The following is a 25,136-nucleotide window of genomic DNA, read 5'->3' on the forward strand; positions in this document are numbered from 1 at the left end:
CCATTTTGAGGCGATTTTCAGTGTTTTTTATCTTTAATGGCTAATGTTTGTGTGAAAAAACAAATTGGTAGCATCAGAGGTAATGGCATATGACTAGGCGAAAAGAGCAACTACCGATATTGAGCATTGCCTTACCTTGACCTTTGAAATAATTTCATATGCCCATATACGCCAAATGTAAGAAGAATATAGTTCCAGTAAAACAGGATTTCCATCGGGTTCCCAGTGTAGTACGAGTCTTCGTTTTGCGCAAACAAAAAAGCAGTGTCCGCTACAAAAACTGAAATCGCGCCCAAGCACATGAGGGTCCACGTAAAATTCACTTGGCCTTTGAAAAATAATGCAACCCCAAGCAATGCAGGGATTAGTATCAACGCATCAAAAATTGGATAAATTACAGATAGACTGTGTTGTAGTAGATCAGAGCTTTTGCTTGGCTCAAGGGCAAGATACACACTTGGAATGAGAGTCCCCATCGCAATGGAGGATGCCGCAATAAACATTTTTTTTGTAATTGCCAATCGCACAGGTTGCAAATATGCGATGAAAAACATTAGCAAAAACGGATATCCCACAAGATAGAATATGTCAGCAGATGATGGAAACGGATCGACTCTAAGATACAGCTCTTGAACAATCCACAGCATCTCTGCAATGAACCACGATATCGCATAACCCCCAAATGAAATCCAGGCAAGTCCAAAATTCCCAGATGTGCCGAACCTAGATATCATCAACATTGACACAATTAGAAATGTTCCAGCCACTGGGATGTACATCACATTACCCACAAATATCGCAGTATCACTGCCAACAAAATTAGAAATTAGGTTTGTTGATGCGCAGGCAACTAGTGCTAAGATTAGATATTTTTTTGCAGTGGCAACGTCAAGACCAGTTTGCATTTTTTATTCTAAAACGGAAATGAATCGACTGATGGATTCATGTTGAGAGAATTCCTCTAGGCTGTTTTTTATAGAAACGATTATCGCAACATGGGCATTACCATACAAATCAGACAGGATTCTTTTTAGATATTCTGGATGCTCATAGCAGTCAGGAATATAGCAGTTATAGTCATCCTTGAGCGTCTTTGCAACCTTTTCAAATACTGGCTCTCCCATGTTAATGAGTGCTTTTTCGACTGCAAAGGCAACTAGTGCCCTCTTAATTTGAGCATCAATCGGATCCATGCGTTCCACCCACCTTAATGCATACGAGATTGTTTTATTCGTTCTGACATTCATGGAAATAGGCATTTTAGACTATGCTCACGTTGTTTGTAAAAAACAGACTAGTCCAAATATCATATGAATATCATACGGATTATGTACATGTACGCTAACGTAAGGTCAAGGATTGTAAGATGAGTGCAAGTGAGGACGCAGCTAGAATGCTAAAGAATGCGCAGGAGGACGCAGCTAGAATGCTAAAGAATGCGCAGGAGGACGCAGCTAGAATGCTAAAGAATGCGCAGGAGGACGCAGCTAGAATGCTAAAGAATGCGCAGGAGGACGAGCTTAGGAACTTGCCTAAAACAGGAAAGAGAGTACTGGGTGAAGGCGAACCAGCGATACGCAAAAACAAATTGTATGCAATTGGCGAATTATCATCAAGACTAACACATGATTTGCAAAATCCCTTAGCTGTAATAAAAAACACTTTGGAAATTCTAAGACTAAGAGATCCCAAACTAGATGAAAAAACAAAAGAAAACTACAATCGAATAGAAAGAGCAGTAGCCAGAATGTCACAGCAGATCAGGGATGTTCTGGACTTTGTTAGGACTGCGGATTTAATGCGAGAGGATGTTTCAGTGATCAAATTGCTAAAGACAGTTATCGATGACATAGACGTGCCAAAAGACATCCAGGTGATTTTACCGCCTCAAGACGCCAGAATTTATGTCGATGTCAAGCAAATGCAGACGGTGTTTTCAAATTTGATACTAAATGCAATTCAAGCCATTGAGAATAAAGGAAAAATAATGATCCAAGTTCTTGATTCAGACGATGATACGATAATTGAGATCATAGATAACGGATGCGGTATAGAAAGTGGGAACTTGGATCATATTTTTGAGCCCCTGTTTACTACAAAACAGAGCGGAACTGGGCTCGGACTTGCAAGTTGCAAGGCAGTAATAGAAAACCACGGCGGCGAGATAGACTGTTCCAGCATTGTAAATAAAGGAACTGCATTTACCATAAGATTGCCAAAGATATAGACAGACATAAAACAGTAATATTGTTTGACAGTTGAGAAAATTCAGATTTGCTTAGTTTAGGAATACTCATTTCCGGTCGGGGAAGCAACATGGAATCAATACTCAAGGCAATCAAAAAACAAAAAATTCCGATAAACCCAGCAGTAGTGATATCGAATAATCCAGATGCAGTCGGGCTCAAAATAGCACAAAAGATGGGGGTCAAAACTGAGGTCATTGAAAGTAGAGGATTTCCAGGCAGCAGATGGGATTATGATAAAAAAATAATACAAGTTCTTTCAAGACATGGAGTTACGGAAAAAAACGGCCTTGTTTGCCTTGCAGGATTTATGAGAATCATCAGCCCAGAGTTCATACGAAAATACAAGAACCGTATGCTCAACATCCATCCCGCAATGTTGCCTTCTTTCCCAGGACTGCATGCGCAGAGACAGGCAGTTGAATATGGCGCAAAATATTCAGGATGCACGGTTCATTTTGTAGATGAGGGAGTCGACACAGGGCCAATAATCCTGCAGGCAGTAGTCAAAGTAAAAGACGACGACACTGAAGAAACTCTTTCAAAAAAGATCCTTGCAAAGGAGCACAAAATTTACCCGCAAGCAGTCAAGTTATTTGCAGAGGGGAAGATCAGGATATCTGGAAGAAAGACCATCATCAAGAGTCAGGGCCGCTAAAGAAATACAAGACAACTAGTTCCTTTTTGTTGCCAAAGAATTTGTGAGGTATGTTCTTTTGAACGTAGTAGGCCTTTCCTTCGGATATGTCATAATCCCTGTTGTTTATTTTCAAGAATCCGTCCCCATAAATCACATAGTACAGTTCGTCTGAATCGTGTGGTTCCTGGGTATCTTCCTCGTTTGGCTCTAGCACCAAAACCCCAGCTGCAAGGTTTTGCTTATTGATAAACGTGTGAAAGTACCCATCAGACTTTCTAATCTCGTCAATGTATTTTTTTATGTCAAATTCTATCTTCATGCAAAGTCACTTTTTTCGTTTTTTGCCGTTCTTCTTTTGTAGTCGGTGTATTAAAAGCGAGAACAGTGCGCCGCCAGGAATGCCAACTAGTGTCCCGATGCTAACGTACGGTGCCAGAAAGAAGCCCCCAATCCAAAGTCCCCCATCAGTCGTAAATTCCATGAAGGTGCGCGGTCTTAACAGTAGCGACACGGTTTTTGATATTGTTCTTTCAGTTCCGGTGTCATCGGTGTATTTGACGGATACTTCAAACGGCAGTTTGTGCTCCAATGTGACCTCAGATGGAGGCGTCACTATTTGTGAATGGACCACAAGGGGAGTATTTTTTGTAACTGTTGAAAAGGTATGCGTTGTCTGACCCCTAAAGGAAACGTCATTTGGGGACTTTATCTCAACTAGCACGTTTTGTATGTCAATGTCCTTTGAGATTATCTCCACGTCAAAAGGAAACTCTGCGTTTGTAAATATCGATTCTGGCGCAGAAGTGTTTATCTGCACTTCGGGCAGTTTTTTTATTTCAATAGGTATCGCGATGTTTTTTTGCATTGCAGGCAACGGTGTTTCATTATGGCTAAGCAAGACTTGTGAGTACACGGCATTTAGATAATGAGTTCCAAACTGTGCACTGCCGGCAGATTCAAGGGTGATTGTTCCGCCATACGAGCCCCCGGTAGAAAGTCGGTCAATCACCAGAGTCCCATTGTTTACAAGAATCGAGTCGTCAGGACTTGTAATGGTGAATTTTATGTCCTGTTTGTCTTCCCATCCGTTATTTTGAACAAGCGCTGAAATCGTAAAGTCACGTCCCACAATCACAGAGTCAGGATGTGTTATCGTCACATCCATGGCACCTTCCATTGTTTGTCTTATTGTTGCCGCATCGGCACCATAGAACGTAATTGTTGCCAGTAAGAGCGCTGCAAGGGCAAACAGGGTTTTGGATCGATGCATCTATTGGCTAAGCCTTCTCATCTTAATGTAGACTGGGTGTGTTTGTGTTTTAGTTCTTTTTGCTTATCTGCAAACGTATTTGCCTTGTCATATTCCTTGGTAAGCTCCTCAAAAAACCTCTCCGAAAAACCATTTTTATCTATAGGGTTTGTGTCCTTTTTCATTTAATGAGTCATGAGAAATCTTGAATTTAAATTATCGACTCAGTTTGCAAGCGTCAATTAGTTGCCACCCTTTCTTGCAAAACGGCAGTCAATTCCAGTATGTTCCCATTTCGGTTTATTTGTAGCACCACCTTATCGCCGACGTTTTTGTTTTCAGAAAGGTATATGATCAAGTCATCAATATCACGCACCTTGTACCCATCTAGCGCTATTATCACATCACCGCTCTTTACCTCGCGATTAATGTTGTAGGATGCCTCCTGTACGCCCGCTTTTGCCGCAGGTCCGTCCTTGATTGTACTTGTGACAAATACGCCCTTGTAGTTTTTTGCAAGCCCTAACTTTTGGGCAATGTCTGGCACCAGGCTTGTTCCAGACACGCCAAGCCACGGGTGCGCATATGTTCCCTTTTCAATCAACGAGGGTAAAATTCTCTTAATGGTATTTGACGGCACTGCAAATCCAATCCCAGAAAACTCTCCAGTCGTAGACTGGATTGCAGTGTTTATTCCAATCACTTGCCCATCCATGTTCAAAAGCGGTCCGCCTGAGTTTCCAGGGTTTATTGCAGCATCAGTCTGTATCACGTTTGATATTGAATATCCGGATCCCTGATTTGGCAAAATGCGGCCCATCTGACTGATTATGCCAGTGGTCATGGTGTCACTTAGGCCAAACGGGTTGCCTATTGCGATCACTTGTTGTCCCACATCGAGCAAGGACGAGTCTGCCAATGGGAGTGGATTTAGCTGTTCATCAGAATAGTCGTCGATTATTTGCAGTACCGCAATATCGTTAAACGGGTCCGTCCCAATTACATTTGCAGAATAAATATTCCCGTCAACAAATCTGACATCGACTGTTTTTGCACCAGAAACCACGTGATTATTGGTAATGATGTGGCCCAGCTTATCATACACAAATCCCGAGCCAAGTCTTGTAGACTGGCTCTCAAGAGGGCTTCCGTTTATGATGACGCTTTCGTTTACTGTCGATACCTTGCTTGTTATTTGAACGACCGAGTTTTCCACCTGTTTGAAGATGGCAGTCAATGAACTTGGCTTGCCGGACTCAGAATTTGTGGTAGTCAAGACTGTGTTTTTTAGAGAGGCGTCATCGTTTTGTGCAACTATGTCTGCGTTCTTTTGTACGGTGGAAATCAGTTCGGCATCAGACGTGTGGCCGAGATTCGTTGCAACGCTAAACACAAGTAGGACTGAAAGAAGTCCGATTGCCGAAATTTGGATTTTTTCTCGATTGTTCATTTGTTGCACCAGTGATTATTTCTGAATTATTGAGAACATTCTCAGATTTTGCCTATAACCATTGCGTAGAAATTGTATGTTTTTGAATTCTTGCACGAGTGACGACTTTCTTAGCCGCATAGATAAAACTGAATTAACATTGTTACTTTGCCCCTAAATACCAGGATTACCCAATTCCAAGTGTGACGAGAACTAATCCATAACCCATACCAACCCTTGTCTAAACACCCAAGACAGTTCTCGTCATCACCATATCAGTGAACATTGTTAATCACCGGATAAATAGCAGGAATTCGCATTTGTACTGTTGGCAAGGCAAAAGAATAAAGCAAATCACAAGTTTAGCTCACGCAAATTAATCTGGACTTGCGGCATCATACTTGCGGTGGTTGGAATCGGCTATGCGGCACTGATGTCTTCAACCCCAGTTAATGCAAGGTATCCAGTGTTAGGAGTCCCAGCTAATCATTACATCAAGGTGGTAAATTCTCAGAACGGCCCTGCGTTTGTCAGCACGTCCACCAAGGGAGGAAAGGGATTCTCAGGCTCCGGAGGACACCTTACGCCCACAATCGAGGTCAACAATAACGAACTTGTGTCAATACACGTGCTTAACGAAGACCACCAAAAACACAATTTTAACATAGACCAGTTCAACGTCCACACGAAAGACCTTGATCATTTTGGTTCGCAGTCAATTACGTTTGTTGCAGACAAACCTGGAAGGTTCAGCTACTATGATTCGCTCAACCCCAAGATGAACGGCACCATTTTGGTAGGCAAGTAGGTTGTACCACAGCAAAATACATAGGCTTGCAATGCGGAGGACTGGGATTGGAAGACGCTGAGAACTACAGCATTAGAGACGTAATTGAATCGTTTGTAGAGCAGATACAGACAACTAGGAAAATGTTATTTGGGATTACCATTTCTGCGCTGATTCTGGCACCATTGGCAATAGGCCTTTCAGTGTATTTGGTAAAACATGAGCACTTTTTTTTCATCCTCGACGAGTATGATGAGTTTGGAACATTTCTTGTCATATTGCTTGTCACAGTCATAATCGTGTCATCGATTTGGCTGGTTTTGGGGATACGACAGTTTGCAATGCTAAAGTCTTGGAATTCAAGATATTCAAATTATATTAAAAAGAAAGAAAAACTGGACGAGAAAATATCAGCCAGTTTTGATCTAGACGAGGATCAGGAGACCTAGTTTACTGCTGTCGGTGTTTGTTTTTCTTGGAAACAGATCCTCGTACGGCTCTATGATGTTTCGGCAAAACTCCATCCCCTTTGCAGTAACCCTGTAAATTGTAATTTTGCGTTTGCCGTCTTGCAGAGCAGTCTTTGTAATTATTTGGCGCGCTTCTAATTCGTCGATTATGTGCTTGTGTTTTTTTAGATTCAGGCCGCTGTAGCTTACCAGCGACGTCTGATTCAGTTCCCCATATTGGGCGAGAAGCAAAATTATGTCTTTTATTATGTAGATCTTGTCACGGTAACCTTTGGTAACGGTCATAGTTTTTCAATTCTCTTTGAGAATAAATAACTTCTAGGAATGACCATCCCGTTTTTCAGCTTGATTAAAATAAATACAATCAGCCCAAAGAACCCACAATGGTTGGAACAAAAATTGACGGAGTCCTAGTGGCGTCATCAGTCAAAGAAGTGGTAAGAAACGCAGTCTCTGAGCTAAAATCGCAGGGAGTCAAGCCATGCCTTGCCACAGTACTAGTCGGGGACAATCAGGCATCTGCCACATATGTGAAGAACAAGCACAAGGCATGCGCTGATGTTGGCATTCTGACCAAAGACCACAAGCTGCCAGCAACCACATCGCAAGAGGAAATGAATGAGCTGCTCAGCACCCTAAATTCAGACGAGTCCGTCCACGGAATACTGGTTCAGCTTCCGCTCCCAAAGCAATTAGGAGAGTTCGAGACCACTTCAAGAATTTCACCAATCAAGGATGTTGATGGCCTAACACCGTACAATGTTGGTCTGCTGTCTTTGGGAAAAGCAATTCTAAAGGCATGTACGCCATCAGGAATAATCGAATTATTTGATTACTACAAAATAGACCTGGAAGGAAAAAACGTGGCCGTGATAAATAGGAGCAACCTGCTTGGAAAGCCACTGTACCACCTGCTGCTGCAGCGAAACGCAACTGTCACCACTTGTCACTCCAAAACAAAGAATCTTCAGAAAATTTGCCATGATTCGGACATTATAATAACGGGGGTTGGAGACAGAACGAGGTTTACATTGACTCCAGAAATGATACGCGACGGCGCCATAGTGATAGACGTTGCGACAACGCGTCATGACGAAAAACTAGTCGGGGATTGCGATTTTGACAAAATAATACAAAAGGCGTCATTTGCATCACCGGTACCTGGAGGCGTCGGGCCGATGACAATTGCAATGCTTTTAAAAAACACGGTTACCGCGGCTTCGCTAAGTGAGAGCATTGTCAGAAGATAAGCCAAGGCTGCGCAGCCATTTGCTTGAAAAGCGCGACGGGTTATCGCATGACTTTATGACAATAGCAAGCAAGCAAATCCAAAGAAACCTCAAAAAAATAGAGGCGTTTAGGAACGCAGAAAAAGTCGCCTGCTACTATTCCATTGGGAGCGAGGTCAAGACGCTTGACATAATACAGCAGATGATAAGCGAGGGAAGAACTGTCGCGCTCCCAAGAGTCGTAGACGACGATCTGGTTTTTTGCGCCGTCAAGAACTTTGAGGAACTTCAAAAAGGAGAGTTCGGGATAATGGAGCCAAGGAAAAACTGCCCCATAGTTGATGACTTTGACATCATTCTGGTTCCGGCAGTTGCAATGATGAGAACGGGTCAGAGACTGGGCTACGGCATGGGATACTATGACAGGTTTTTGTCAAAGCACAAGATAGTCACAATAGCGTTAGAGTATTCAAAACTGGTTGTCAGGAACATACCAAAATCAGACGGCGACGTCGCAATACAATGGGTTGTCACCGAAGACGAAGTGATAAGAACATCACAGGTAAAGTAGGCCTTTTTTTCCAATATCCATTCTGCAATACTTGTTTTTCCAAGATATTTTGCCTGCGGCAGAATACGCGTTTTCGATTGCGCTTTGTAGCGAATCCCCAAGCGCAGTTACGCCCAAAACACGGCCGCCGCTTGTGAGAACTTTGTTGTTTTCAAGTTTTGTCCCTGCATGAAACACGACGGCGTACTTTTCATCGACAGAGTCCAATCCAGCAATCTCGTCATTTTTCTGATATGATTCAGGGTAACCCTTTGATGCCAAGACTATGCAGACGGCACTTTGCTTTTTCCAGGAGATTGCAGGCAGTTTTGCAAGTGTTCCATCAGAGCTTGCCTTGAGGTATTCAAGCAGATCAGAGTCCATGCGAACCAGTATTGGTTGGCATTCAGGATCCCCCATCCTTGCATTGTATTCCAGCACGTACGGACTGCCATCTTTTAGCATTATTCCCGCATAAAGAAATCCCTTGAAAGTTATTCCCTCAGACTTTAGGGACTCGATTGTTTTGTCGATGATGTCTTTTTGTATTTTTTCAGCTAGTTTATCATCGATTACGCCGGTTGGAGAATACGCCCCCATTCCGCCGGTGTTTGGACCCTTGTCATCATCAAATATTCTTTTGTGGTCCTGACTTGTCGCCATCGGAATCGCGATGTTTCCGTCAGAGAGTGCAATGTATGACGCTTCAACGCCGTCTATTTTTTCCTCCACGATTATTCTTTTTCCCGCGTTCCCAAACGACTGCTTTACCAAAATCAAATCTATTGCGTCAAAGGCTTCTTGCTTGCCGTTGCATACGATGACTCCCTTTCCTGCGGCAAGCCCATCTGCCTTTATTACCACATCATAGTCTTTTGATTTGACGTATTCTTTTGCGGACGCAGGATCATCGAAGACATCAAAGGCGGCAGTCGGAATGTTGTTCCGTTTCATGAATGTTTTTGCCCAAATTTTGCTTGACTCAATCTGTGCTGCATTTTTTGTCGGGCCAAAAATTGGGAGATTTCTTTCGTTAAACTTGTCTACAATCCCCATGGCAAGCGGAACTTCGGGGCCAACTACGGTAAAGCAGTTGTTTTTTGCAGCAAAGTCTGCCAGTTTGTCAAGTTCGTCTACTTGGATCGGGACGTTGTTTTTGGTTCCGCCGTTACCAGGCGCAAAAAATATCTGGCCCACTTTTGTCGATTTGGACAATTTCCACCCAATCGCGTGTTCACGTCCGCCAGAGCCAACAACTAAAACGTCAACCAACACGTGGACTTTTGGAGCCTCGTATATATTCCAAATTTAGATTAGCAATCACCTAAGAACAAGCGGCATCTAATCTAGCTTTATAAAATCAGATCAGATACCAGAGTGATATTGCACTTAGCAAAAGAATTTGATTCAAAAAATATCGAGGAGGAGATCAGGTCTCACTACGCCAAGATTGGCCTTCAGAAAATTATTTCAGAGTCAGACGAGAAAAAGTCAAAAATAATTTTCATCGAGGGCCCGCCCACAATGAACGGCATCCCGCATGCAGGACACCTGCGGGGACGGGTAATGAAGGACTTTTGGTACAGATACATGACCCTAAAGGGGCACAAGGTCATCTTCAATGCAGGCTGGGACACGCAGGGGCTTCCAGTGGAATTGCAGGCAGAAAAGGAGCTTGGAATTACCGGCGGAAAGACGGAGATTCTAAAATCATTTGGAATTGAAAGGCTAGTTGAGGAGTGCAAGCGCCTAGTTCACAAGTATAATGAAAAATGGATCAGAGTTGACCAGCTGCTCGGCATGTCATTTAATCAGGAAAAAGCATACTGGACTTACAAGGACGGATTCATCGAGCGAGAGTGGCAATTTCTAAAAAAAGCACACGAGACTGGAATTCTAACCGAGGGATACAGGGTTGTCGCATACTGCCCAAGCTGCCAGACATCGCTTAGCCATGCGGAGGTAAACCAAGGATACGACATGGTGCAAGACCCATCATTATACTACAAGGTCAAGATGGAATCAGAGGATGCATTCCTAATTGTATGGACTACAATGCCGTTTACATTAGTAACAGACGCAATGGTCGGCCTGAATCCGGAAGAAAACTACCATTATGTCAAAGTGGAAAACGAAACTTGGGTTGTCGGCGAAAAGAGGCTAGACGAGTTCATGAAGGAGGTAAAAATTGAAAATTACGAGATAACAAAAACGCTCAAGGGCTCCACATTTGAGGGGAAGAAATACACGCATCCACTACTAGGCATGATCCCAAAGCTAAAGGATTTGGCAAATGACCCCACAATTCATGTTGCAGTTGCAGAGTCGTTTGTAGATGCAAACACGGGAAGCGGGCTTGTGCACCTATCTCCTGCAAACGGAGAGGAGGACTACGAGATTGCCAGAAAGAGAAACGCTCCAATTTTCAATCCAATCAACGACGAAGTAAAGTTTACAGAGGATGCGGGAAAGTATGCAGGCCTTTTTGTTCGCGATGCGGACAGGATAATCGTAGACGACGTTCGGGATGCGGGAGCGCTTGTCAGAATTGGCAAAATCAAGCACAAGTATCCGCTTTGCTGGAGGTCGCACCACCCAATTGTCTGGATTGCAAGAAGAGAATTCTTCTACATGCTAGACAGACTTGGGGACAAGGCAATACAGGCAGCAGAAAACGTAGAGTATTTTTTTGAGCAGCCAAAGAACCGATTTTTAGGCATAATAAAGGAAAAACACCCGTGGTGCATTTCCCGTGAAAGGTTTTGGGGCTGCCCACTGCCAATATGGAACTGCAAAAAATGTGGCCACATCGAGAGACTTTTTTCAAGAAAAGAGATAGTCGATTCTGCAGTAGAGCTGCCAGACGGGCCAAACTTTGAGCTTCACAGGCCATGGATTGACAAGGTAGTGATCAGGTGCAAAAAATGCAGCGCAAACATGGAAAGAGAAAAATTTGTTTTGGACACTTGGCACAACAGCGGCTCTGCACCATACTCGTCCCTGACAGACGAAGAATACGCATCAGGAATACCGGCGCCATTTCTTACAGAAGGCATAGACCAGACTCGCGGATGGGCATACACTCTTTTGATCGAAAATGTCATTTTGAACAACAAGCCGATTGCGCCGTTCAAGTCGTTCCTGTTTCAGGGCCATGTTCTTGACAAAAACGGCAACAAGATGAGCAAGAGCCTTGGAAACGTCATGGACGCAGAAGAGATGCTTACAAAGTATCCGGTGGATTTGATCAGATTTTATTTCATGTGGAAGTCAAGCCCGATTGAACCGCTCAACTTTAGCACGGACGAGATGATGTCAAGACCATACCAGATCCTAAACACGCTGTATCACATTCACCTGTATTTCAAACAAAACAGCGAGTACGACAAGTTCGACAGTGATGCCACCCCCATCCAGTCGGTTCAAAACAAGGGACTGCTCCAGCCCCCAGACATTTGGCTACTATCCAAATTGCAAAAACTCATCGTGCAGGTTGGGGAGAACAACGACAAGTGCAAGTTCCACGAGTCAGCAAAGGCAATAGAAGACTTTGTCATAAATTCCCTAAGCCAGATTTACATACCAATCACAAAAGCTGAGCTCTGGGAGGAAGACGGCGCAAACGAAAGAAGGTTTGCAATTTATGCAGTGTTGCACGAAATACTCAAGACACTTGACATCCTCATACACCCGCTTTGCCCCTATACCAGTGAATACCTGTATCTTGCGACATTTGGCAAAAACAGCATCCTGCTTGACAAGTGGCCTCAGCACCAGCAGGGACTGATCAACGAGCCAATCGAGGAATCATTTGATCTGATGAAAGAGTCAGTGTCAGTTTCTGCAGCGGCCAGGATGAAGGCCAAACTAAAGCGAAGATGGCCGCTAAACGAGGCCATAATTTGCGTCAAAAAGTCAGAAAAGCCCAAAATTGAAACACTCTCGGATCTCCTCCTATCACAGCTAAACGTTGAAAAATTCAAAGTTGTCGAGATTGAAAGCAAAGAAGGCCTCGAATTACTCGATGAGATGCAAAAAGCAGGCATCCCAGCAAGGCCAGCCATAGAAATGGACAGAAAAAAGATAGGCCCAAAGGCAAAACAGCACATGGCACTGCTACTTTCCAAGTTTTCAGAAACAAGGCAGGAAGACATTGCGTCTGAATTGCTAGCAAATGGGGCCTACACGTTTGATGTCGGGCCTGCCAAGATAACACTAGACAGAGAAGACTTTGTAGTTGATTTTGATGCGCAGGACGGTTTTGCGTTTTCAAAAAGGGACGGCCTTGTTGTCTTTATTTCGACCATACGAAACAGGGAGATGATGTCAAGGGGGTTGGTAAAGGACTTGGCAAGAAGATTGCAAACGCTGCGAAAGGAAAGAGGATACAACCCGACAGACATTTTGCAGACAGCGTCAATACTTGATCTAGACGAAGAGTCGCTTGAAATGGCAAAAGAAAAATCATCAGATCTCGCATTTTTAGTCAGAGTAAAACAGATCGACTTTGCAGGAGTCGGCAAGAACTACAAAGACGACGACATCGATGGTCAAAAAATTCGAATCTCAGTAGAGTAAGAAGCTCACTTTTAGCAAATCAGGGGGATTAAATATCAAAAACGCCATTATATGATATGGTAAAGCAGATCAGCCTAGATGCGTGGCAGACGCAGCACCTAGAGGATCTGTTAAAAAAAGCATCTGCAATAGTTACAAAGACTGGAAATCCCATCATTTTGTACAGGCAGATGCTTGAGGAAGAAGAGGACGCATATGAGGAAATTGTTTGCTCGCTTACAGAAAAGTACGTAGTTGAGCAGCTAGTCATATCAGGCGGCGTCCTTCCGCCCACATTTAGACAGCAGTTCATATTTACCATAGACGAATTCCCGCAGAGGCTTTTGCGAAAAAGCAAGGATCTATTCTTGCAGACAATTGAGCTTCTTGAGGGCCAGATAAATTAACATACAGATTATAAAGACCGTAAAAAAATTTTCTGCATGCGTCTTTTGGAGTATCAGGCAAAGGAGCTTTTTGCGCAGTACGGCATCAAAACCCCAAAGGGAATATCCTCAAAAAACATAGAGCAGGCAAGAAACGATGCAAAGCAGTTAGGCTACCCATTTGTAATCAAGGTCCAAGTTCCAGTCGGAGGAAGGGGAAAAGCAGGCGGCATACAAAAGTGCCACAATGACGACGAGTTTGAGATCAAATATCCTCAGCTCCTAGACATGTCAATCAAGGGCGAAAAAACAAGGGCCATTTTACTTGAGAAGATGGCAGAATATGAAAAAGAGTTGTACTTGTCATTATTTTTGAATCGCAGCAAGAGATGCTACACAGTTATTGCGTCGTCTGAGGGAGGAGTCGAAATCGAATCTGTAAAAAACCAAGTCATACGCGAGGTAGGACTAGGCGATGTAGACGCCCAAACTGCAGAAGAGATTGCAAAACAAATAGGGCTGCAGGGAAAAACGATTCCGGATTTTGTAGACATGCTGCAAAGACTTGCAAAAATCACAGTTGAAAAGGAAGCAGAGCTTGCAGAGATTAATCCAGTTGCGCTTCTAAAGGACGGATCACTTCTTGCACTTGACGGCAAAGTGGTTACAGATGACAATGCAAACTTTAGACATCCAGAGATGGACAAATACCAAGAGAAGACAGAGCTTGAGGAGAGAGCGGAAAAAAGCGGATTTACACTAGTAGAGCTTGACGGAAACATAGCAGTGGTAGGCAACGGCGCAGGTCTTGTCATGTCAACACTTGACATGCTTGCAGACAACGGCGGCAAGCCAGCATGCTTTCTTGACGTAGGAGGGGGTGCCACCACTGAATCAGTGTATGAGGCCCTCACACTAGTTTCAAAAATGAAAAAAGTAAAAGCAATTTTGGTCAACCTGTATGGAGGAATAGTAAAGACGACAACTGTCGCTGCGGCATTTATCAAAGCGTATGACGATAAGCTAATTGACTTGCCAGTTTACGCAAGACTGATGGGCTCCGAATCTGAGAAATCAAAAGAGATGCTCAAAAACACAAGGACGAAGATGTTTGACTCTGTCGAGGACGCGATAAACGGAGTGGTGATGGAGGTAAACAAGCGTGGCTGACATTTACGAACTTCTAAGAGGCCAAAAGGACTCTTCTGGGAATTATCAAAAAGTTCCAGTAATAGTCCAAGGAATAACTGGCACCTTTGGCTCACTGCACGCAAAACAGATGCTAGACTACGGCACGAACATTGCCGCCGGTGTGACACCTGGAAAGGGAGGGCAAAAGTTCGAAGGCAAGGTTCCAATATACAACACGGTAAAGGACGCAGTCGATGCGACAAATTCCAAAGTTTCAATCGTTTTCGTTCCAGCAAAGTTCTTTTTGGGCGCGGCAACTGAGGCACTGGAGGCAGGAATAAAGCTTCTCGTTGCAATACCAGAACACGTTCCAATCAGGGACACGATGCAGGTAATCGAGCTGGCAAAGAAAAAAGACGCAATAATAATTGGCCCAAACACACCGGGAGTAATGATACCGGGACTTGTAAAAATCGGGATAATGCCTGCAAGCCCATTCAAGCCAGGAAACATCGTAGTCCTATCAAAAAGCGGCACTCTGCTCTATGAGATTTCAAACACCCTGACAAAGGCAGGATTTGGACAGAGCATCACAATTGGAATAGGCGGAGACCCAGTGAACGGCACAAGGCTAATTGACGCATTTGACATGGTAAAAGATGATCCTACCATAGAAGGAATGGTAATAGTCGGCGAAATAGGAGGAGATGCCGAAGAAATCGTTGCACAGCACATCATGGACATTAAATTCAAAAAACCAATCGTGGCATACATCGCAGGAAGGCGCGCCCCAAAAGAAAAGAGAATGGGGCACGCAGGCGCAATAGTCATGGGCAACTACGGCTCTGCAGAATCAAAGATTTCCATGTTTAACATGGCAAACATCCCAGTTGCCAAAAGACCAAACGAGGTAGCCATATTGCTGGCAGGCAAATTGGAAAAAACCAAAGACTAAAAAGGACAAAAAAGGAGATTTAAGAAAGATGCCAATCACAGACCCAGAAAAGAAAAGAATTGCTCAAGCAGCACGTCTCCACATGAAGGTTTGTCTTAACTGTGGCGTCAGAAACTCCATGGCTGCATCAAGATGTCGCAAGTGCCACGGAAGCTATCTTAGACTAAAGAACAGAACGCTAGGCGCCAAAAAGTAAAAGCTAGTGCTTTTCACATTTTACTTTACAGAATCTCAAATCATGCAGGGTGCTTTCTTGCCCTAACAAACGACAAGGCAAGTACGAATCCAAGTATTCCAAGCACCACACCCAGGGACACAGGAGTTGGGATTTCAATTATCTCAGACACCATCATTTTGACTCCAATAAACATCAGAATCGCGATAAGTCCGGGCTTTAGATAGTAGAATTTTTCCATCACGCCGGCAAGCAGGAAGTACAGACTACGGAGACCCAAAATTGCAAATATGTTAGATGTGATAACTATGAACGGATCAGTGGTTATCGCCAAGACAGCTGGGATGGAGTCAAGTGCAAACAGCAGGTCCGTAAATTCTATTATTACCAGTGCGACAATCAGCGTGGTGGCATACAGTATGCCGTTTTTTCTGACAAAAAACTTTGTGTCATTTAGCTCAAAGTCGACAGGCATGAACTTTTTGAGCACGCGGATTGCAATGTTTTTCTCAATTTCGATTTTCTTTTCCTTTCTTTGAAGCAGCATCCTTATTGCAGTCAAAATCAGAAATCCTCCAAAAAGATAGATCATCCAGTGGAATTTCTCAAGGAGTGTCACGCCGACTAGGATTAGCGGAACCCTCATTGCAATGGCGCCAAGTATTCCCATTGACAGAACCTTGTGCTGGAACTTGTGAGGAATGTTAAGTGATGAAAATATCAATAAAAATACAAACATGTTATCCACACTCAGTGACTTTTCAAGGGCGTACCCGGTAACGAACTCGGTTAGTTTCTCAGGACCCATGTCAAAATAGATTATGCCGGCAAAGATTCCAGCTAGCGAAATCCAGACTATTGTCCACATCAGAGCAGTCTTGATCGGCGGTGCCTGATCTTTGTGCTGTGGTTCTTGTTTTTTTCTTCGTAGCTTTGAAAACACCCCAAGATCAACTGCGAGCGAAACGCCGACAAACAGTGAGAATATTACCCACAACAAGTAAACGTCGTTCATGCTTTAATTCAGAAACATGAATTAGGCATAATATACATTGCAGTGAACCCGTGCGTATTTTTGGCAATATATGAATAATGAGTTCGCGGATGTGTGAAATCAAATTCAAACGGGATTAATCGCAGACTCTTTTCTGTTCATCAGATAAACCCCAAATATCACAATCCCAGCAGCCAGGATTTGATACCAGCTGATTTGTTCGTGTAGGAAAATAGAAAACTCAGGTAGTAAATTGTGCAGGATCACTCTCAAATTTCGATTTACAATGCGGGCAGCAAAAATAGAAATCCTGCCCATTGAATCTTGATTTTACCTTTGATATTTCCTCCACTTCCATTCCACAAACAGGATCAATCGGCATGTTATGGTGTGACAAATACTCAAATTTAAGAACCGATCTTTACAATTATAAAGTACAGTCATTAAATAAATCAAAAACACATCATCCTAGCGGATAGTAAACACGAACAAATCATTGATCCGATGAAGCATTGCCGAGTAGACAACATTAAAATTTGTACTAGAGGCGGATCAACTAACATCAAAATAGAAAAAGATACAATTTATTGCAATGATTGTAACGCGATTCTATGTTTTGAGCATAAAGAATAATTCAGAAACATGTTTTACAATTGTAAAGGTATCATTTCATATATCCAATAATTTCAAGTGAACGATAGTTGTTTTATGAAAAATAAATCAAAACCAGAGGACTCGAAGAAGACAAGACTCTTCGTCATCATTATTGCAGCTGCAATAACAATTGGAATTGGAGCTGCGACTATTTTGGCAAATTTTGCAGTCCAAAATCCTGACAATCCACATAGCAATTCAAGAACAGTATTTTGGAGACACATACACGGTCTTGGGATTGATCCTCAAGACAGAAACGTACTATACATTGCAACACATGGTGATTTTTATCAGAGCGTAAACGGCGACCCACCAGTAAAGGTAGATGAGCAACGGGCCGATTACATGGCGTTTAATGCCCCGTATGCTCAAAATGTTCCATTATACGCAAGTGGACATCCAGCAACTGGCGGAAATACAGGATTAATCAAGAGCACGGATGGTGGAAAAACTTGGCGACAAGTTGCTACAGTTTTAGATCCGCCAGTAGACTTTCATGCGATGGGCATAAGCAAGTCTGATCCAAATCTGATAATTGGGTTTGACAGCAGTGGGAGGGGTTTGTTCAAAACTATTGATGCCGGACAAAACTGGCAAACATTACAATTTCCAGAATATATATCGGCGCTTGCGATTTCTCCAAGTGATCCTAATGTGATATTTGCCGCAACTGGAAAGGGAATATACCAGTCAAGTGACGGCGCAAACACCTGGATGCATATTGAACAATACAATGAATTGCCAGTATTTGCGCTTACATTTGATGAAAATGGAATTCTTTACTCATCAACTGATGAGTTTGGTCTTTCAAAATCTGCAGACCTCGGGAAGACTTGGGAGAAAATTAACACGCAAAAGATTACAATAATGAGTGTTGCAGTTGATGCACAAAACCAGATTTTGTATATTGCTGGATATGTCCCTGACGGTTATCAGGAAGTCTATAAAAGCTCAGACAATGGAGGTTCTTGGGATTTGATTGGGACAAACAAAAAGTTGTAAATGGTTGAGATAAATTGCGCCGATTGTGGTTGTTTTCCGTCAGAATGTAAATCTGACAAATCTGCAAAAGAATGCTCAAATTGCAGTCAGAATGAATGCTGCTGTTTTACACTTCTTCGATAAAGAAAGATCATTCGGCATGGTTTAAGATTCCAAAATAACCAATTTTGCACAAAATTGGGTCTAAGTCTCAAAATAGATCATGAATATCGTTTTCTTTCAGCATTATCACAATATTTTGCAGTGTCAGCATGCATTGTCGGGATAAAACACCGCTTGTTTCTCCGAAGGTTGACAGATCTGTCAGTAAAACTGGCAAAAATGTAAGCGCGACTTATATCACAACATATCGATAGAACGTCATGGGAATCATAAAAAAACTAAAAGATACTGCCGAGAAAGACGTTGAGAGAGGAATAGAGTTGGGCAAGCAAGGCGTCGAACTTGGTAAGCAAAACATCGAGAAAGGAATAGAATCGGGCAAGCAAAATATCAAGAAAGGAATCGAACGTGGCAAAAAAAGCCTCGAGTAGAGCAATCTTTGCAGTTCATGATCCTACCCACTTTCAGCATGGCAAATCAGGTCAATGAAGACGATAACTAAATGAAAATAATTGGATTTTTGGGATTGGGTCTATTCATAATAGGCATATTGTTTGCCGCTTATGTCGTGACGCATTTAGACCAGATTTGGCGCATATTTGAAAACTTGTTTGGGAGTTTAGAGAGGTGGACTGCGTTTATTTTCCCACATGGTCCACAAAGATTTTGATTGATACATGCAGCAAATACAGATCTAGTCTATGGTTTTGATTTTTTAGAATTGACCAGTTTTTGTATTATAACTGAATGCCAGCCTGTCGAGTAATTCTCAAATCCTGGAGAAAGGGCATGTCCGATGCAGCACGGTACGCCGGCATATTCGGTGAACATGTAGTTCTTTTTTTCTCCAAGAAGACTTGTCTTTTTGTCAAACTGCAATGTTTCTTTTAGCGTTTTACCTTCCGAGTCTGCCAGTATCAATCCATCATTATCAACAATGCAAATTCTTGTGTGATTTTTCTCATCTTCACCTATTGGGGTGTGATTAATTATTGTCTGAGAGAGTGATTCCCATTTGAAGATCACGCCCAGGACTCCGATTATCTTGCCTTTGGTGTCACCATTTTCTCGCACAGCTGCCGAGTAAGTTATTGCAAGCTCATTATTCACAAGCGGAGATCTATACACGGGTTGGAACCCGAATTCGCTGCCAGTTTTTGTTCTAATTGCACTGGTAAACCACTTTCGGTCTGCCACATTGGTGTTTACCGAGGAATATTTTTCCTTATTACCATTTGCCACAATATTTCCTTCCGTATCAGCTAACACAAGGTCATAGTAAACGGTGTAAGCCTGCAATATAACATTAAGGCGTTGTGATACAGACTCGTATGCCTCGGGGGTTTTTTTGGTTAACGCGTCAACTACACTGCCATCAGTTGCCCACCACCTCACATCGGCGGTTCTCTCATACAAGTTACGATCGATTAGATCAATGTTTACCAAAGCCAGATCAGATAGCCTGTTTCCGCGATACTCCCGAGATTGCGATTTTATCAGATTGCCAACTTCCAGTATTTCCTTTGTGTCCTTTCGCATTCTCTCAGTAATTTTTATCGTCTCATCAGACAATTCGCTCATGTTTGCGGCAACTATACCAAACGGCCGTCCAAAAGTTCCTGCACGTGCAGCTTCTATCGAGGCATTGACAGAGAGAACGTGCGTCTTATGATTAATGTTATCTACCTTGTCAATTGCATTGTCTAGCTTTTCTGCAATAAGATCTGTAAATTCCACGACCTCTTCTAAAGTAAATTTTTTTCCTTGAGCGATTTCAGATACTTGCACGAGTATACTTGGTACTTTCTATTAGAATCCTTTGTATGATTGCTTTAAACAAACATGGTGTTTTATAACAAAAAAATACGGCTCATCAGACAGCAGATAACAAAAAATGAATTGCTATGACTATGTGCAGTTGAGTGTTTTTTGCCAGTTACTGCCAAGATTCAAACTCTACATATTGCGCAGATTGCATTTTCCTGCGTCTGTAAGTGATAACTTTTTCCAAAATCTTTCAGAACATTATAAAACAATGATTTGAAAAACAGGTTGCCAATATCTCCCAGTTCATGGCTAATTCTCAGATAAGCCTTGCCTGCACGAAAATAGCAGATCGTTTGAGCAGACATCTGGGAGGCAATTTTTTGCAAAACGGAGTTGATTTGTTCAACGTTTCTATACTGCAGATCACTACTTGCCTTGCTTTCTTCCAGCATTGCCAGCACGTATGGCTCTATTGCAAGTAGCATCTTTTGCTCGAGTAAATCTTTCATTTTTCGGCCCCCAACCACAGGATTGTTAGATAGTGTAGTGGCACAATCCAACGCATCGATCGTTATCAAGTCAGCATTTGACAGGTGTGCGATGTTTTCAAATTCAGACAGTGAGTTTTTGCTTAATTCTTGATTCTTTGAAAGGTTTTTCAAGCTACGCATTGTTAACTTTATGCTGTGTGTATTAGCTAGTGTTTGTAAAAAACACACAGACAGTACTGCTACCTACATTCGTCTTTAGCAGATAGCGATTTCATGGATTTTGTAAACAGCATGGACGTTTTAAAATTCGTCTCAAATGGATCATCATCTCTTTCCGCAGTGAGGCGTCTATTGCCCCTTCTTTGGAGGTTCGTGTTCTCATGCTGACACATAATGCTATCTTATTTTTGAGCAATATAAAAGAAAGCAGATTCAAGGCCCGCGCGTGCGGCAATGACACGCAACAGGTATTTCAGTCATTTTTCATTGTAAACGGTTAGTTTTTTTAGCAAATATTTTCTACCCAATTTGTGCAGTTTCAGATTCTCAAAAACCCAATGAGCATACTAGAAGTTCACATGGGCAAAGGCGAGATCATAACAGCAGAGGCAGGGGCACTTGTATTCATGAAAGGCAGTATTGAGGTCAAGACAAAGATGCGAGGGGGGTTTCTAAAGACTGTAAAGGTCGCATTTTTAGGGAACGAGTCGTTTTTTGTTAATGAGTATATCGCAGGTGAGGATGGCTGCGTGTTGGGTTTGACCGGTCCCCCAGTAGGTGACATAATAGAAATCCCAATAGACAGCAATAACGGATTCATAGTGCAGTTAGGCGCATACATAGCATCTACTGCCGGTGTTGACATAGATACAAAGTGGCAAGGATTCACAAAGGGAATATTCGGCAGCGAGATTTTCATGCTAAAGGTCACAGGAAATGGCAAGGTGTTCTGCAACGCATATGGCGGCATAATAGAGAAACAGATCGCAAGCGGTGAAAAGATGACCCTTGATAATTATCACCTTGTTGCACTAAGTCAGAATTCAGAGTACAGTGTGACAAAGTTTGGAGGGTTAAAGAGTACAATTCTTGGGGGAGAGGGACTGGTAACTGAAATTATCGGGCCTGCTACAGTGTACTTTCAGACAAAGAACCTCAAAGAACTAGTTGATCTTCTTGGCATCAAACATGCAAGTGAGACTCAGGGAAGCGGCACATCGTTTGGTGGGTTTAAATTCGGCACATGATCGAAAAATTCGATCAGTAAATCGTCAGAATTTAACTTGCAGTATGACAAGACGTGTGATCAGGTTACTTGGTTGATATAGAACAAGGTAAGAACATACGGAATCCGTCATTTCCGATTTTGGCAGAGGGGGTTTTTAAGATAGAGATTTTCTGATCAATTCATGACAACTAGAGAGTCCATGACGATACCAAAAAGCAAGAAGAGTATCACTCTGGAAAAAGAAATAGAGACAAAAGTGCGTAAAATTCAGGCACGACTAATCGAAAAAACAGATCAGTCTTGGAGCATATCCATGGTTTTGAACATGCTTGTAACAGGAGGCCTGACACATACTAAAAAAATGAGCAAGGCAGAGTGGCAGAAAGTAAAAACAATGGTCGAAGATAAGGAAGTCAGCTTTGATGACTCGATGATCACAGATTTTGTAAAAAAAATCGGTGAATAATCACATCAGCTGCAATCACCGTTATTTTAAATTAATTTAGTGTGCAGTACATCCACGTTATCACAAATTGGCTCTGGGTCTAATCGATAAACTTCATTAATTCTTCGTTTGTCTTTTCCATCTCTTCAATATTCAAGCCGTGTCCACTTTTTTCGAATCGAACCAACTTGGATCCGGTAATCCCATCATTCATTATTTTTGCCAAATCAAAAGAGCAAATCTTGTCCTGCACGCCATGGAAAATAGATACAGGTATTTTCAATTCATTAATTGCTTGCATGTCCTTGCGAAGGTCGGCGTCTCTTAATTCCTCAATGCATTTCAGGGTTGCATACGGAGATGCGTCTAAATTAATTGAATATAGCCACCGTGCAATTTCTTTGCTGACAGAGCCTTCCTCCTTACTGAAAAAAATCTTGCCAAAATCAGAGAGAAGCTTGGGCCGATCAGAGTAGGCTTGTGCTATGAGTGCATCAACGCTTGATTTTTCCATGCCATGCGGAAAATCAGCCCTTTTTGTCCAAGACGGAGCAGCTGCGCCCATCAGCACCATCTTGTCAAGGCCATACCCACGATACTTTGCTGCATAATGCATGACAATTGCCCCACCCATTGAAAATCCAACCAGTGTCACCATCTTCAAGCTGAGTGAGTCTAAGACCTTCTTGATATCAGAGGCAAAGATATCATAATTGTATTCTCCCCAAGGTTTGTCAGATTTGCCAAATCCCCTCAGGTCAATACCAATGCAACGGTAACCGTTCTTTTGCAGAGTCATAAACTGGTACTCAAACATCTTGCTACTCAAAGGCCAACCGTGGATGAATACGACAGGCTTGCCAGAACCGGTATCTTCGACATAGAGCGATGTATCATCAGATACTTTGACATAAGGCATGGTATGACACTCTTACCCGCCTGTACTATATGTGACTTTTATCTTTGAGCAGAGTTTTAATGCCATCATGTGATATACTTGTAAGTGACCAACTTCAACATAGGTGGGAAACCAATACGTTAGATTCAGTCAATGGAATAAACATCTACTACAATGAAACAGGCAAGGGTAGATCTTTGCCAGTACTTTTGATACACGGATTTCCATTTAGTTCCGAAATGTGGAAAGCACAGGTAGCAGCGTTACAAGAAAACGGCTTTTACGTCATAGACTATGATCTTCGAGGACACGGTCAGAGCGGCATTGGCGATGGGCAGTACACAGTTGAACTGTTTGTTGATGATTTGATGGCATTATTGGATCATCTGGGAATAACAAAGGCAGTCGTTTGCGGGTTTTCAATGGGAGGATATGTCGCACTTCGAGCCATCGAAAGGAATCCGGAGCGCTTTGGCGCCCTGATTTTGTGCGACACCACGTCATCGGCAGATTCAAACGAGGCAAAGATCAAACGTGCCGCCTCAATCAAACTAATAAAAAAAGATGGAGTAAGGTCATTTGCAGAAGGCTTCCTAAAAGCAGTCTTTTATGAGCAGAGTTTTAGCACAAAGCAGAATGCAGTAGAGAGCGTAAGGAAAATAATTCTGTCAAATTCTATAACCGGTATTTGTGGAGCATTGCTTGCGATGGCATCAAGAACAGACACCACAGAAGCCCTTTCTAAAATCAGTGTTCCGACACTTGTATTGGTAGGTGAATACGATACTATCACGCCGCCGGCTGCAGCCAAGGCAATGCACGACAGGATTCAGAATTCCAAGATGCACATAATTGCAAATGCTGCACACATGAGCAGCATGGAAAACCCCAATGAGTTTAATGAACATTTTATCAAATTTCTAAAAAACCTGAATATACTCACAGACTGACAAATCCGTCCATTAAACTTACACCGATGTAAGCGCAGCTTAATAGATTTGCCACCAACAGACTAACATGATCAAAACACATCAAAACGTAGGTATCTAAATGTCAGGCAAGATCAAAGACAAAGTAGGAAAGCTTGCAGGGATTGAGGTTCTGGAAAAAAACGGCATAGATTTGGAGAAACTAAGAAAACTCATTGTGGCCGGCGTAGGGTCAGAATTTGCAACATATTACTACTATACAATACTGCGAATGCACTGTACAGGCCTAGACGGCGAAGGCATTAAAGAAATCGTTGAAGATGCCAGAATAGAGGATAGAAATCACTTTGAGGCCATGACGCCACGTCTATATGAGATTGGAGGAAGCCTGCCAAGAGACCTCAGAGAGTTTGCAAACATTGCTGGCTGTCCCGATGCATTTCTGCCAAAAAACTGGGAAGACATAGATGAGATTTTGAAAGTTCTCCTAGCCGCTGAAAAATGTGCAATTCATTCGTGGGGAGAAGTGTGCGACTATACTGTCGGCAAGGATCATCGAACATATGAAATTGCTCAGAGAATAATGGGAGAGGAGATAGAACACGAAGCTTGGTTTGTAGAACTCCTTTCAAAAAGGCCGTCAGGACACTTTAGAAGGGGAATAGTAGGACAGTCAGATTCCTAGATGATTTGATTAAAAAACATAATTGAAAAGTGGACCGAATGGGATTCGAACCCATGACCTTTGCGGGATTTTCATCCATACGCAGTGTGAGTGCGTCATCCTAACCACTAGACAACCGGTCCAATTTGGGAAAAATA

Annotated in this window: 30 protein-coding genes and 1 tRNA gene; 17 read left to right on the top strand and 14 right to left on the bottom strand. The window is 42.6% G+C overall.

The features are described 5' to 3' along the window. Positions 1 to 131: 131 nt before the first annotated feature. Entirely contained in the window at positions 132 to 905 is a 774-nt protein-coding gene (locus tag NKMY2_RS08370; RefSeq protein WP_042687007.1) for a hypothetical protein, read from the bottom strand. Between the two features lie 3 nt (positions 906 to 908). Continuing rightward, positions 909 to 1,193 (bottom strand): hypothetical protein, encoded by a 285-nt coding sequence (locus NKMY2_RS08375; RefSeq protein WP_042687012.1) that lies wholly within the window; start codon positions 1,191 to 1,193, stop codon positions 909 to 911. A 173-nt stretch (positions 1,194 to 1,366) separates the two neighbouring features. Between NKMY2_RS08375 and NKMY2_RS08380 the strand changes: the two genes are divergently transcribed. Then, on the top strand, positions 1,367 to 2,227 hold the full coding sequence (locus tag NKMY2_RS08380; protein ID WP_052347670.1) for a sensor histidine kinase: 861 nt from the start codon (positions 1,367 to 1,369) through the stop codon (positions 2,225 to 2,227). Between the two features lie 47 nt (positions 2,228 to 2,274). Then, positions 2,275 to 2,904, top strand: coding sequence for a phosphoribosylglycinamide formyltransferase (gene purN / locus NKMY2_RS08385; RefSeq protein ID WP_042687014.1), 630 nt, complete (start codon positions 2,275 to 2,277; stop codon positions 2,902 to 2,904). Here purN and NKMY2_RS08390 read toward each other — a convergent pair. From NKMY2_RS08390 to NKMY2_RS08400, 4 genes are read right to left on the bottom strand one after another with little or no spacing between them, the layout of a single operon-like run. Beyond that, positions 2,885 to 3,205 carry a cupin domain-containing protein gene (locus NKMY2_RS08390; RefSeq protein ID WP_042687017.1) on the bottom strand — a complete coding sequence of 107 codons (321 nt, stop codon included), beginning with the start codon at positions 3,203 to 3,205 and terminating at the stop codon, positions 2,885 to 2,887. The two genes, purN and NKMY2_RS08390, sit on opposite strands and share 20 nt — an antisense overlap. Positions 3,206 to 3,211: 6 nt before the next feature. After that, complete coding sequence (locus NKMY2_RS08395; protein ID WP_238549816.1) at positions 3,212 to 4,156, bottom strand: COG1361 family protein; 945 nt, start codon at positions 4,154 to 4,156, stop codon at positions 3,212 to 3,214. A 17-nt stretch (positions 4,157 to 4,173) separates the two neighbouring features. After that, positions 4,174 to 4,320 carry a hypothetical protein gene (locus tag NKMY2_RS10805; RefSeq protein ID WP_157832507.1) on the bottom strand — a complete coding sequence of 49 codons (147 nt, stop codon included), beginning with the start codon at positions 4,318 to 4,320 and terminating at the stop codon, positions 4,174 to 4,176. A gap of 53 nt (positions 4,321 to 4,373) precedes the next feature. Beyond that, on the bottom strand, positions 4,374 to 5,585 hold the full coding sequence (locus tag NKMY2_RS08400; protein WP_042687019.1) for a S1C family serine protease: 1,212 nt from the start codon (positions 5,583 to 5,585) through the stop codon (positions 4,374 to 4,376). A 307-nt stretch (positions 5,586 to 5,892) separates the two neighbouring features. Here NKMY2_RS08400 and NKMY2_RS08405 point away from each other — a divergent pair, with 307 nt between their 5' ends. Next, a complete protein-coding gene (locus tag NKMY2_RS08405; RefSeq protein WP_052347671.1) occupies positions 5,893 to 6,372 on the top strand; it encodes a cupredoxin domain-containing protein in 480 nt (159 codons plus the stop codon). Between the two features lie 47 nt (positions 6,373 to 6,419). Next, entirely contained in the window at positions 6,420 to 6,800 is a 381-nt protein-coding gene (locus NKMY2_RS08410) for a hypothetical protein (protein ID WP_238549817.1), read from the top strand. Here the strand turns inward: NKMY2_RS08410 and NKMY2_RS08415 are convergent. Beyond that, positions 6,777 to 7,106, bottom strand: coding sequence for a winged helix-turn-helix domain-containing protein (locus tag NKMY2_RS08415; protein WP_042687024.1), 330 nt, complete (start codon positions 7,104 to 7,106; stop codon positions 6,777 to 6,779). The two genes, NKMY2_RS08410 and NKMY2_RS08415, sit on opposite strands and share 24 nt — an antisense overlap. Before the next feature lie 98 nt (positions 7,107 to 7,204). Between NKMY2_RS08415 and NKMY2_RS08420 the strand changes: the two genes are divergently transcribed. Continuing rightward, on the top strand, positions 7,205 to 8,071 hold the full coding sequence (locus NKMY2_RS08420) for a bifunctional 5,10-methylenetetrahydrofolate dehydrogenase/5,10-methenyltetrahydrofolate cyclohydrolase (protein WP_042687027.1): 867 nt from the start codon (positions 7,205 to 7,207) through the stop codon (positions 8,069 to 8,071). Continuing rightward, entirely contained in the window at positions 8,058 to 8,621 is a 564-nt protein-coding gene (locus NKMY2_RS08425; protein WP_042687029.1) for a 5-formyltetrahydrofolate cyclo-ligase, read from the top strand. Before NKMY2_RS08420 ends, NKMY2_RS08425 begins: the two co-directional genes overlap by 14 nt. On the opposite strand, the gene purD is transcribed toward NKMY2_RS08425, so the two are convergent. Continuing rightward, positions 8,607 to 9,872, bottom strand: a complete 1,266-nt coding sequence (purD, locus tag NKMY2_RS08430; protein WP_042687033.1) for a phosphoribosylamine--glycine ligase — start codon at positions 9,870 to 9,872, stop codon at positions 8,607 to 8,609. The two genes, NKMY2_RS08425 and purD, sit on opposite strands and share 15 nt — an antisense overlap. Positions 9,873 to 9,983: 111 nt before the next feature. Between purD and ileS the strand changes: the two genes are divergently transcribed. The 5 genes from ileS to NKMY2_RS08455 are packed head-to-tail and all read left to right on the top strand — an operon-like array spanning position 9,984 to position 15,825. Beyond that, positions 9,984 to 13,178, top strand: coding sequence for an isoleucine--tRNA ligase (ileS, locus tag NKMY2_RS08435; RefSeq protein WP_042687036.1), 3,195 nt, complete (start codon positions 9,984 to 9,986; stop codon positions 13,176 to 13,178). A gap of 56 nt (positions 13,179 to 13,234) precedes the next feature. Further along, the gene (locus NKMY2_RS08440; RefSeq protein ID WP_042687039.1) at positions 13,235 to 13,564 is read left to right on the top strand and encodes a hypothetical protein; all 330 of its coding nucleotides are present in this window, start codon (positions 13,235 to 13,237) and stop codon (positions 13,562 to 13,564) included. 36 nt (positions 13,565 to 13,600) lie between these two features. Further along, positions 13,601 to 14,713, top strand: coding sequence for a succinate--CoA ligase subunit beta (locus tag NKMY2_RS08445; protein WP_042687042.1), 1,113 nt, complete (start codon positions 13,601 to 13,603; stop codon positions 14,711 to 14,713). Then, complete coding sequence (gene sucD / locus NKMY2_RS08450; protein ID WP_042687044.1) at positions 14,706 to 15,629, top strand: succinate--CoA ligase subunit alpha; 924 nt, start codon at positions 14,706 to 14,708, stop codon at positions 15,627 to 15,629. The genes NKMY2_RS08445 and sucD overlap by 8 nt, the downstream gene beginning before the upstream one ends. A gap of 28 nt (positions 15,630 to 15,657) precedes the next feature. After that, positions 15,658 to 15,825, top strand: coding sequence for a 50S ribosomal protein L40e (locus NKMY2_RS08455; protein WP_042687047.1), 168 nt, complete (start codon positions 15,658 to 15,660; stop codon positions 15,823 to 15,825). Positions 15,826 to 15,865: 40 nt separating this feature from the next. Here NKMY2_RS08455 and NKMY2_RS08460 read toward each other — a convergent pair whose 3' ends face one another. Together NKMY2_RS08460 and NKMY2_RS10550 are read right to left on the bottom strand one after the other, a co-directional pair. Next, positions 15,866 to 16,819, bottom strand: coding sequence for a TerC family protein (locus tag NKMY2_RS08460; RefSeq protein WP_042687050.1), 954 nt, complete (start codon positions 16,817 to 16,819; stop codon positions 15,866 to 15,868). A gap of 220 nt (positions 16,820 to 17,039) precedes the next feature. Further along, on the bottom strand, positions 17,040 to 17,180 hold the full coding sequence (locus NKMY2_RS10550; RefSeq protein ID WP_076613416.1) for a YHS domain-containing protein: 141 nt from the start codon (positions 17,178 to 17,180) through the stop codon (positions 17,040 to 17,042). 326 nt (positions 17,181 to 17,506) lie between these two features. Between NKMY2_RS10550 and NKMY2_RS08465 the strand changes: the two genes are divergently transcribed. Further along, the gene (locus NKMY2_RS08465; RefSeq protein WP_042687053.1) at positions 17,507 to 18,454 is read left to right on the top strand and encodes a F510_1955 family glycosylhydrolase; all 948 of its coding nucleotides are present in this window, start codon (positions 17,507 to 17,509) and stop codon (positions 18,452 to 18,454) included. Positions 18,455 to 18,816: 362 nt separating this feature from the next. After that, entirely contained in the window at positions 18,817 to 18,987 is a 171-nt protein-coding gene (locus NKMY2_RS10810) for a hypothetical protein (protein WP_157832508.1), read from the top strand. A 268-nt stretch (positions 18,988 to 19,255) separates the two neighbouring features. Here the strand turns inward: NKMY2_RS10810 and NKMY2_RS08470 are convergent, their stop codons facing one another. Continuing rightward, entirely contained in the window at positions 19,256 to 20,344 is a 1,089-nt protein-coding gene (locus NKMY2_RS08470; protein WP_052347675.1) for a methyl-accepting chemotaxis protein, read from the bottom strand. 161 nt (positions 20,345 to 20,505) lie between these two features. Next, a complete protein-coding gene (locus NKMY2_RS08475; protein WP_157832509.1) occupies positions 20,506 to 20,832 on the bottom strand; it encodes a hypothetical protein in 327 nt (108 codons plus the stop codon). A gap of 512 nt (positions 20,833 to 21,344) precedes the next feature. Here NKMY2_RS08475 and NKMY2_RS08480 point away from each other — a divergent pair. Both NKMY2_RS08480 and NKMY2_RS08485 read left to right on the top strand, forming a co-directional pair. After that, positions 21,345 to 22,061 (top strand): TIGR00266 family protein, encoded by a 717-nt coding sequence (locus tag NKMY2_RS08480; protein ID WP_042687058.1) that lies wholly within the window; start codon positions 21,345 to 21,347, stop codon positions 22,059 to 22,061. A gap of 162 nt (positions 22,062 to 22,223) precedes the next feature. Beyond that, complete coding sequence (locus NKMY2_RS08485) at positions 22,224 to 22,508, top strand: hypothetical protein (RefSeq protein ID WP_042687062.1); 285 nt, start codon at positions 22,224 to 22,226, stop codon at positions 22,506 to 22,508. Positions 22,509 to 22,587: 79 nt separating this feature from the next. Here NKMY2_RS08485 and NKMY2_RS08490 read toward each other — a convergent pair whose 3' ends face one another. Then, entirely contained in the window at positions 22,588 to 23,406 is an 819-nt protein-coding gene (locus NKMY2_RS08490; protein ID WP_042687065.1) for an alpha/beta fold hydrolase, read from the bottom strand. Positions 23,407 to 23,582: 176 nt separating this feature from the next. Here NKMY2_RS08490 and NKMY2_RS08495 point away from each other — a divergent pair, with 176 nt between their 5' ends. Together NKMY2_RS08495 and dps are read left to right on the top strand one after the other, a co-directional pair. Further along, the gene (locus tag NKMY2_RS08495; RefSeq protein ID WP_157832510.1) at positions 23,583 to 24,335 is read left to right on the top strand and encodes an alpha/beta fold hydrolase; all 753 of its coding nucleotides are present in this window, start codon (positions 23,583 to 23,585) and stop codon (positions 24,333 to 24,335) included. A 100-nt stretch (positions 24,336 to 24,435) separates the two neighbouring features. Continuing rightward, positions 24,436 to 24,999, top strand: a complete 564-nt coding sequence (gene dps, locus NKMY2_RS08500; protein ID WP_042687069.1) for a DNA protection during starvation protein — start codon at positions 24,436 to 24,438, stop codon at positions 24,997 to 24,999. Between the two features lie 30 nt (positions 25,000 to 25,029). Here the strand turns inward: dps and NKMY2_RS08505 are convergent. After that, a tRNA-Val gene (locus NKMY2_RS08505) sits at positions 25,030 to 25,121 on the bottom strand. Between the last annotated feature and the right edge of the window lie 15 nt (positions 25,122 to 25,136).

Origin of the sequence: Candidatus Nitrosotenuis chungbukensis (genome assembly GCF_000685395.1) — an archaeon.
GTDB classification, from domain to species: domain Archaea; phylum Thermoproteota; class Nitrososphaeria; order Nitrososphaerales; family Nitrosopumilaceae; genus Nitrosotenuis; species Nitrosotenuis chungbukensis.

Bases quoted from the DNA above. Each gene is read 5' to 3' on its own strand.
- NKMY2_RS08370 (WP_042687007.1), bottom strand. From the start codon at position 905: ATGCAAACTGGTCTTGACGTTGCCACTGCAAAAAAATATCTAATCTTA.
- NKMY2_RS08375 (WP_042687012.1), bottom strand. From the start codon at position 1,193: ATGGATCCGATTGATGCTCAAATTAAGAGGGCACTAGTTGCCTTTGCA.
- NKMY2_RS08380 (WP_052347670.1), top strand. From the start codon at position 1,367: ATGAGTGCAAGTGAGGACGCAGCTAGAATGCTAAAGAATGCGCAGGAG.
- NKMY2_RS08390 (WP_042687017.1), bottom strand. From the start codon at position 3,205: ATGAAGATAGAATTTGACATAAAAAAATACATTGACGAGATTAGAAAG.
- NKMY2_RS08395 (WP_238549816.1), bottom strand. From the start codon at position 4,156: ATGCATCGATCCAAAACCCTGTTTGCCCTTGCAGCGCTCTTACTGGCA.
- NKMY2_RS10805 (WP_157832507.1), bottom strand. From the start codon at position 4,320: ATGAAAAAGGACACAAACCCTATAGATAAAAATGGTTTTTCGGAGAGG.
- NKMY2_RS08400 (WP_042687019.1), bottom strand. From the start codon at position 5,585: ATGAACAATCGAGAAAAAATCCAAATTTCGGCAATCGGACTTCTTTCA.
- NKMY2_RS08415 (WP_042687024.1), bottom strand. From the start codon at position 7,106: ATGACCGTTACCAAAGGTTACCGTGACAAGATCTACATAATAAAAGAC.
- NKMY2_RS08420 (WP_042687027.1), top strand. From the start codon at position 7,205: ATGGTTGGAACAAAAATTGACGGAGTCCTAGTGGCGTCATCAGTCAAA.
- NKMY2_RS08440 (WP_042687039.1), top strand. From the start codon at position 13,235: ATGGTAAAGCAGATCAGCCTAGATGCGTGGCAGACGCAGCACCTAGAG.
- NKMY2_RS08445 (WP_042687042.1), top strand. From the start codon at position 13,601: ATGCGTCTTTTGGAGTATCAGGCAAAGGAGCTTTTTGCGCAGTACGGC.
- NKMY2_RS08455 (WP_042687047.1), top strand. From the start codon at position 15,658: ATGCCAATCACAGACCCAGAAAAGAAAAGAATTGCTCAAGCAGCACGT.
- NKMY2_RS08460 (WP_042687050.1), bottom strand. From the start codon at position 16,819: ATGAACGACGTTTACTTGTTGTGGGTAATATTCTCACTGTTTGTCGGC.
- NKMY2_RS10550 (WP_076613416.1), bottom strand. From the start codon at position 17,180: ATGCCGATTGATCCTGTTTGTGGAATGGAAGTGGAGGAAATATCAAAG.
- NKMY2_RS08465 (WP_042687053.1), top strand. From the start codon at position 17,507: ATGAAAAATAAATCAAAACCAGAGGACTCGAAGAAGACAAGACTCTTC.
- NKMY2_RS10810 (WP_157832508.1), top strand. From the start codon at position 18,817: ATGGGAATCATAAAAAAACTAAAAGATACTGCCGAGAAAGACGTTGAG.
- NKMY2_RS08475 (WP_157832509.1), bottom strand. From the start codon at position 20,832: ATGAAAGATTTACTCGAGCAAAAGATGCTACTTGCAATAGAGCCATAC.
- NKMY2_RS08485 (WP_042687062.1), top strand. From the start codon at position 22,224: ATGACAACTAGAGAGTCCATGACGATACCAAAAAGCAAGAAGAGTATC.
- NKMY2_RS08490 (WP_042687065.1), bottom strand. From the start codon at position 23,406: ATGCCTTATGTCAAAGTATCTGATGATACATCGCTCTATGTCGAAGAT.
- dps (WP_042687069.1), top strand. From the start codon at position 24,436: ATGTCAGGCAAGATCAAAGACAAAGTAGGAAAGCTTGCAGGGATTGAG.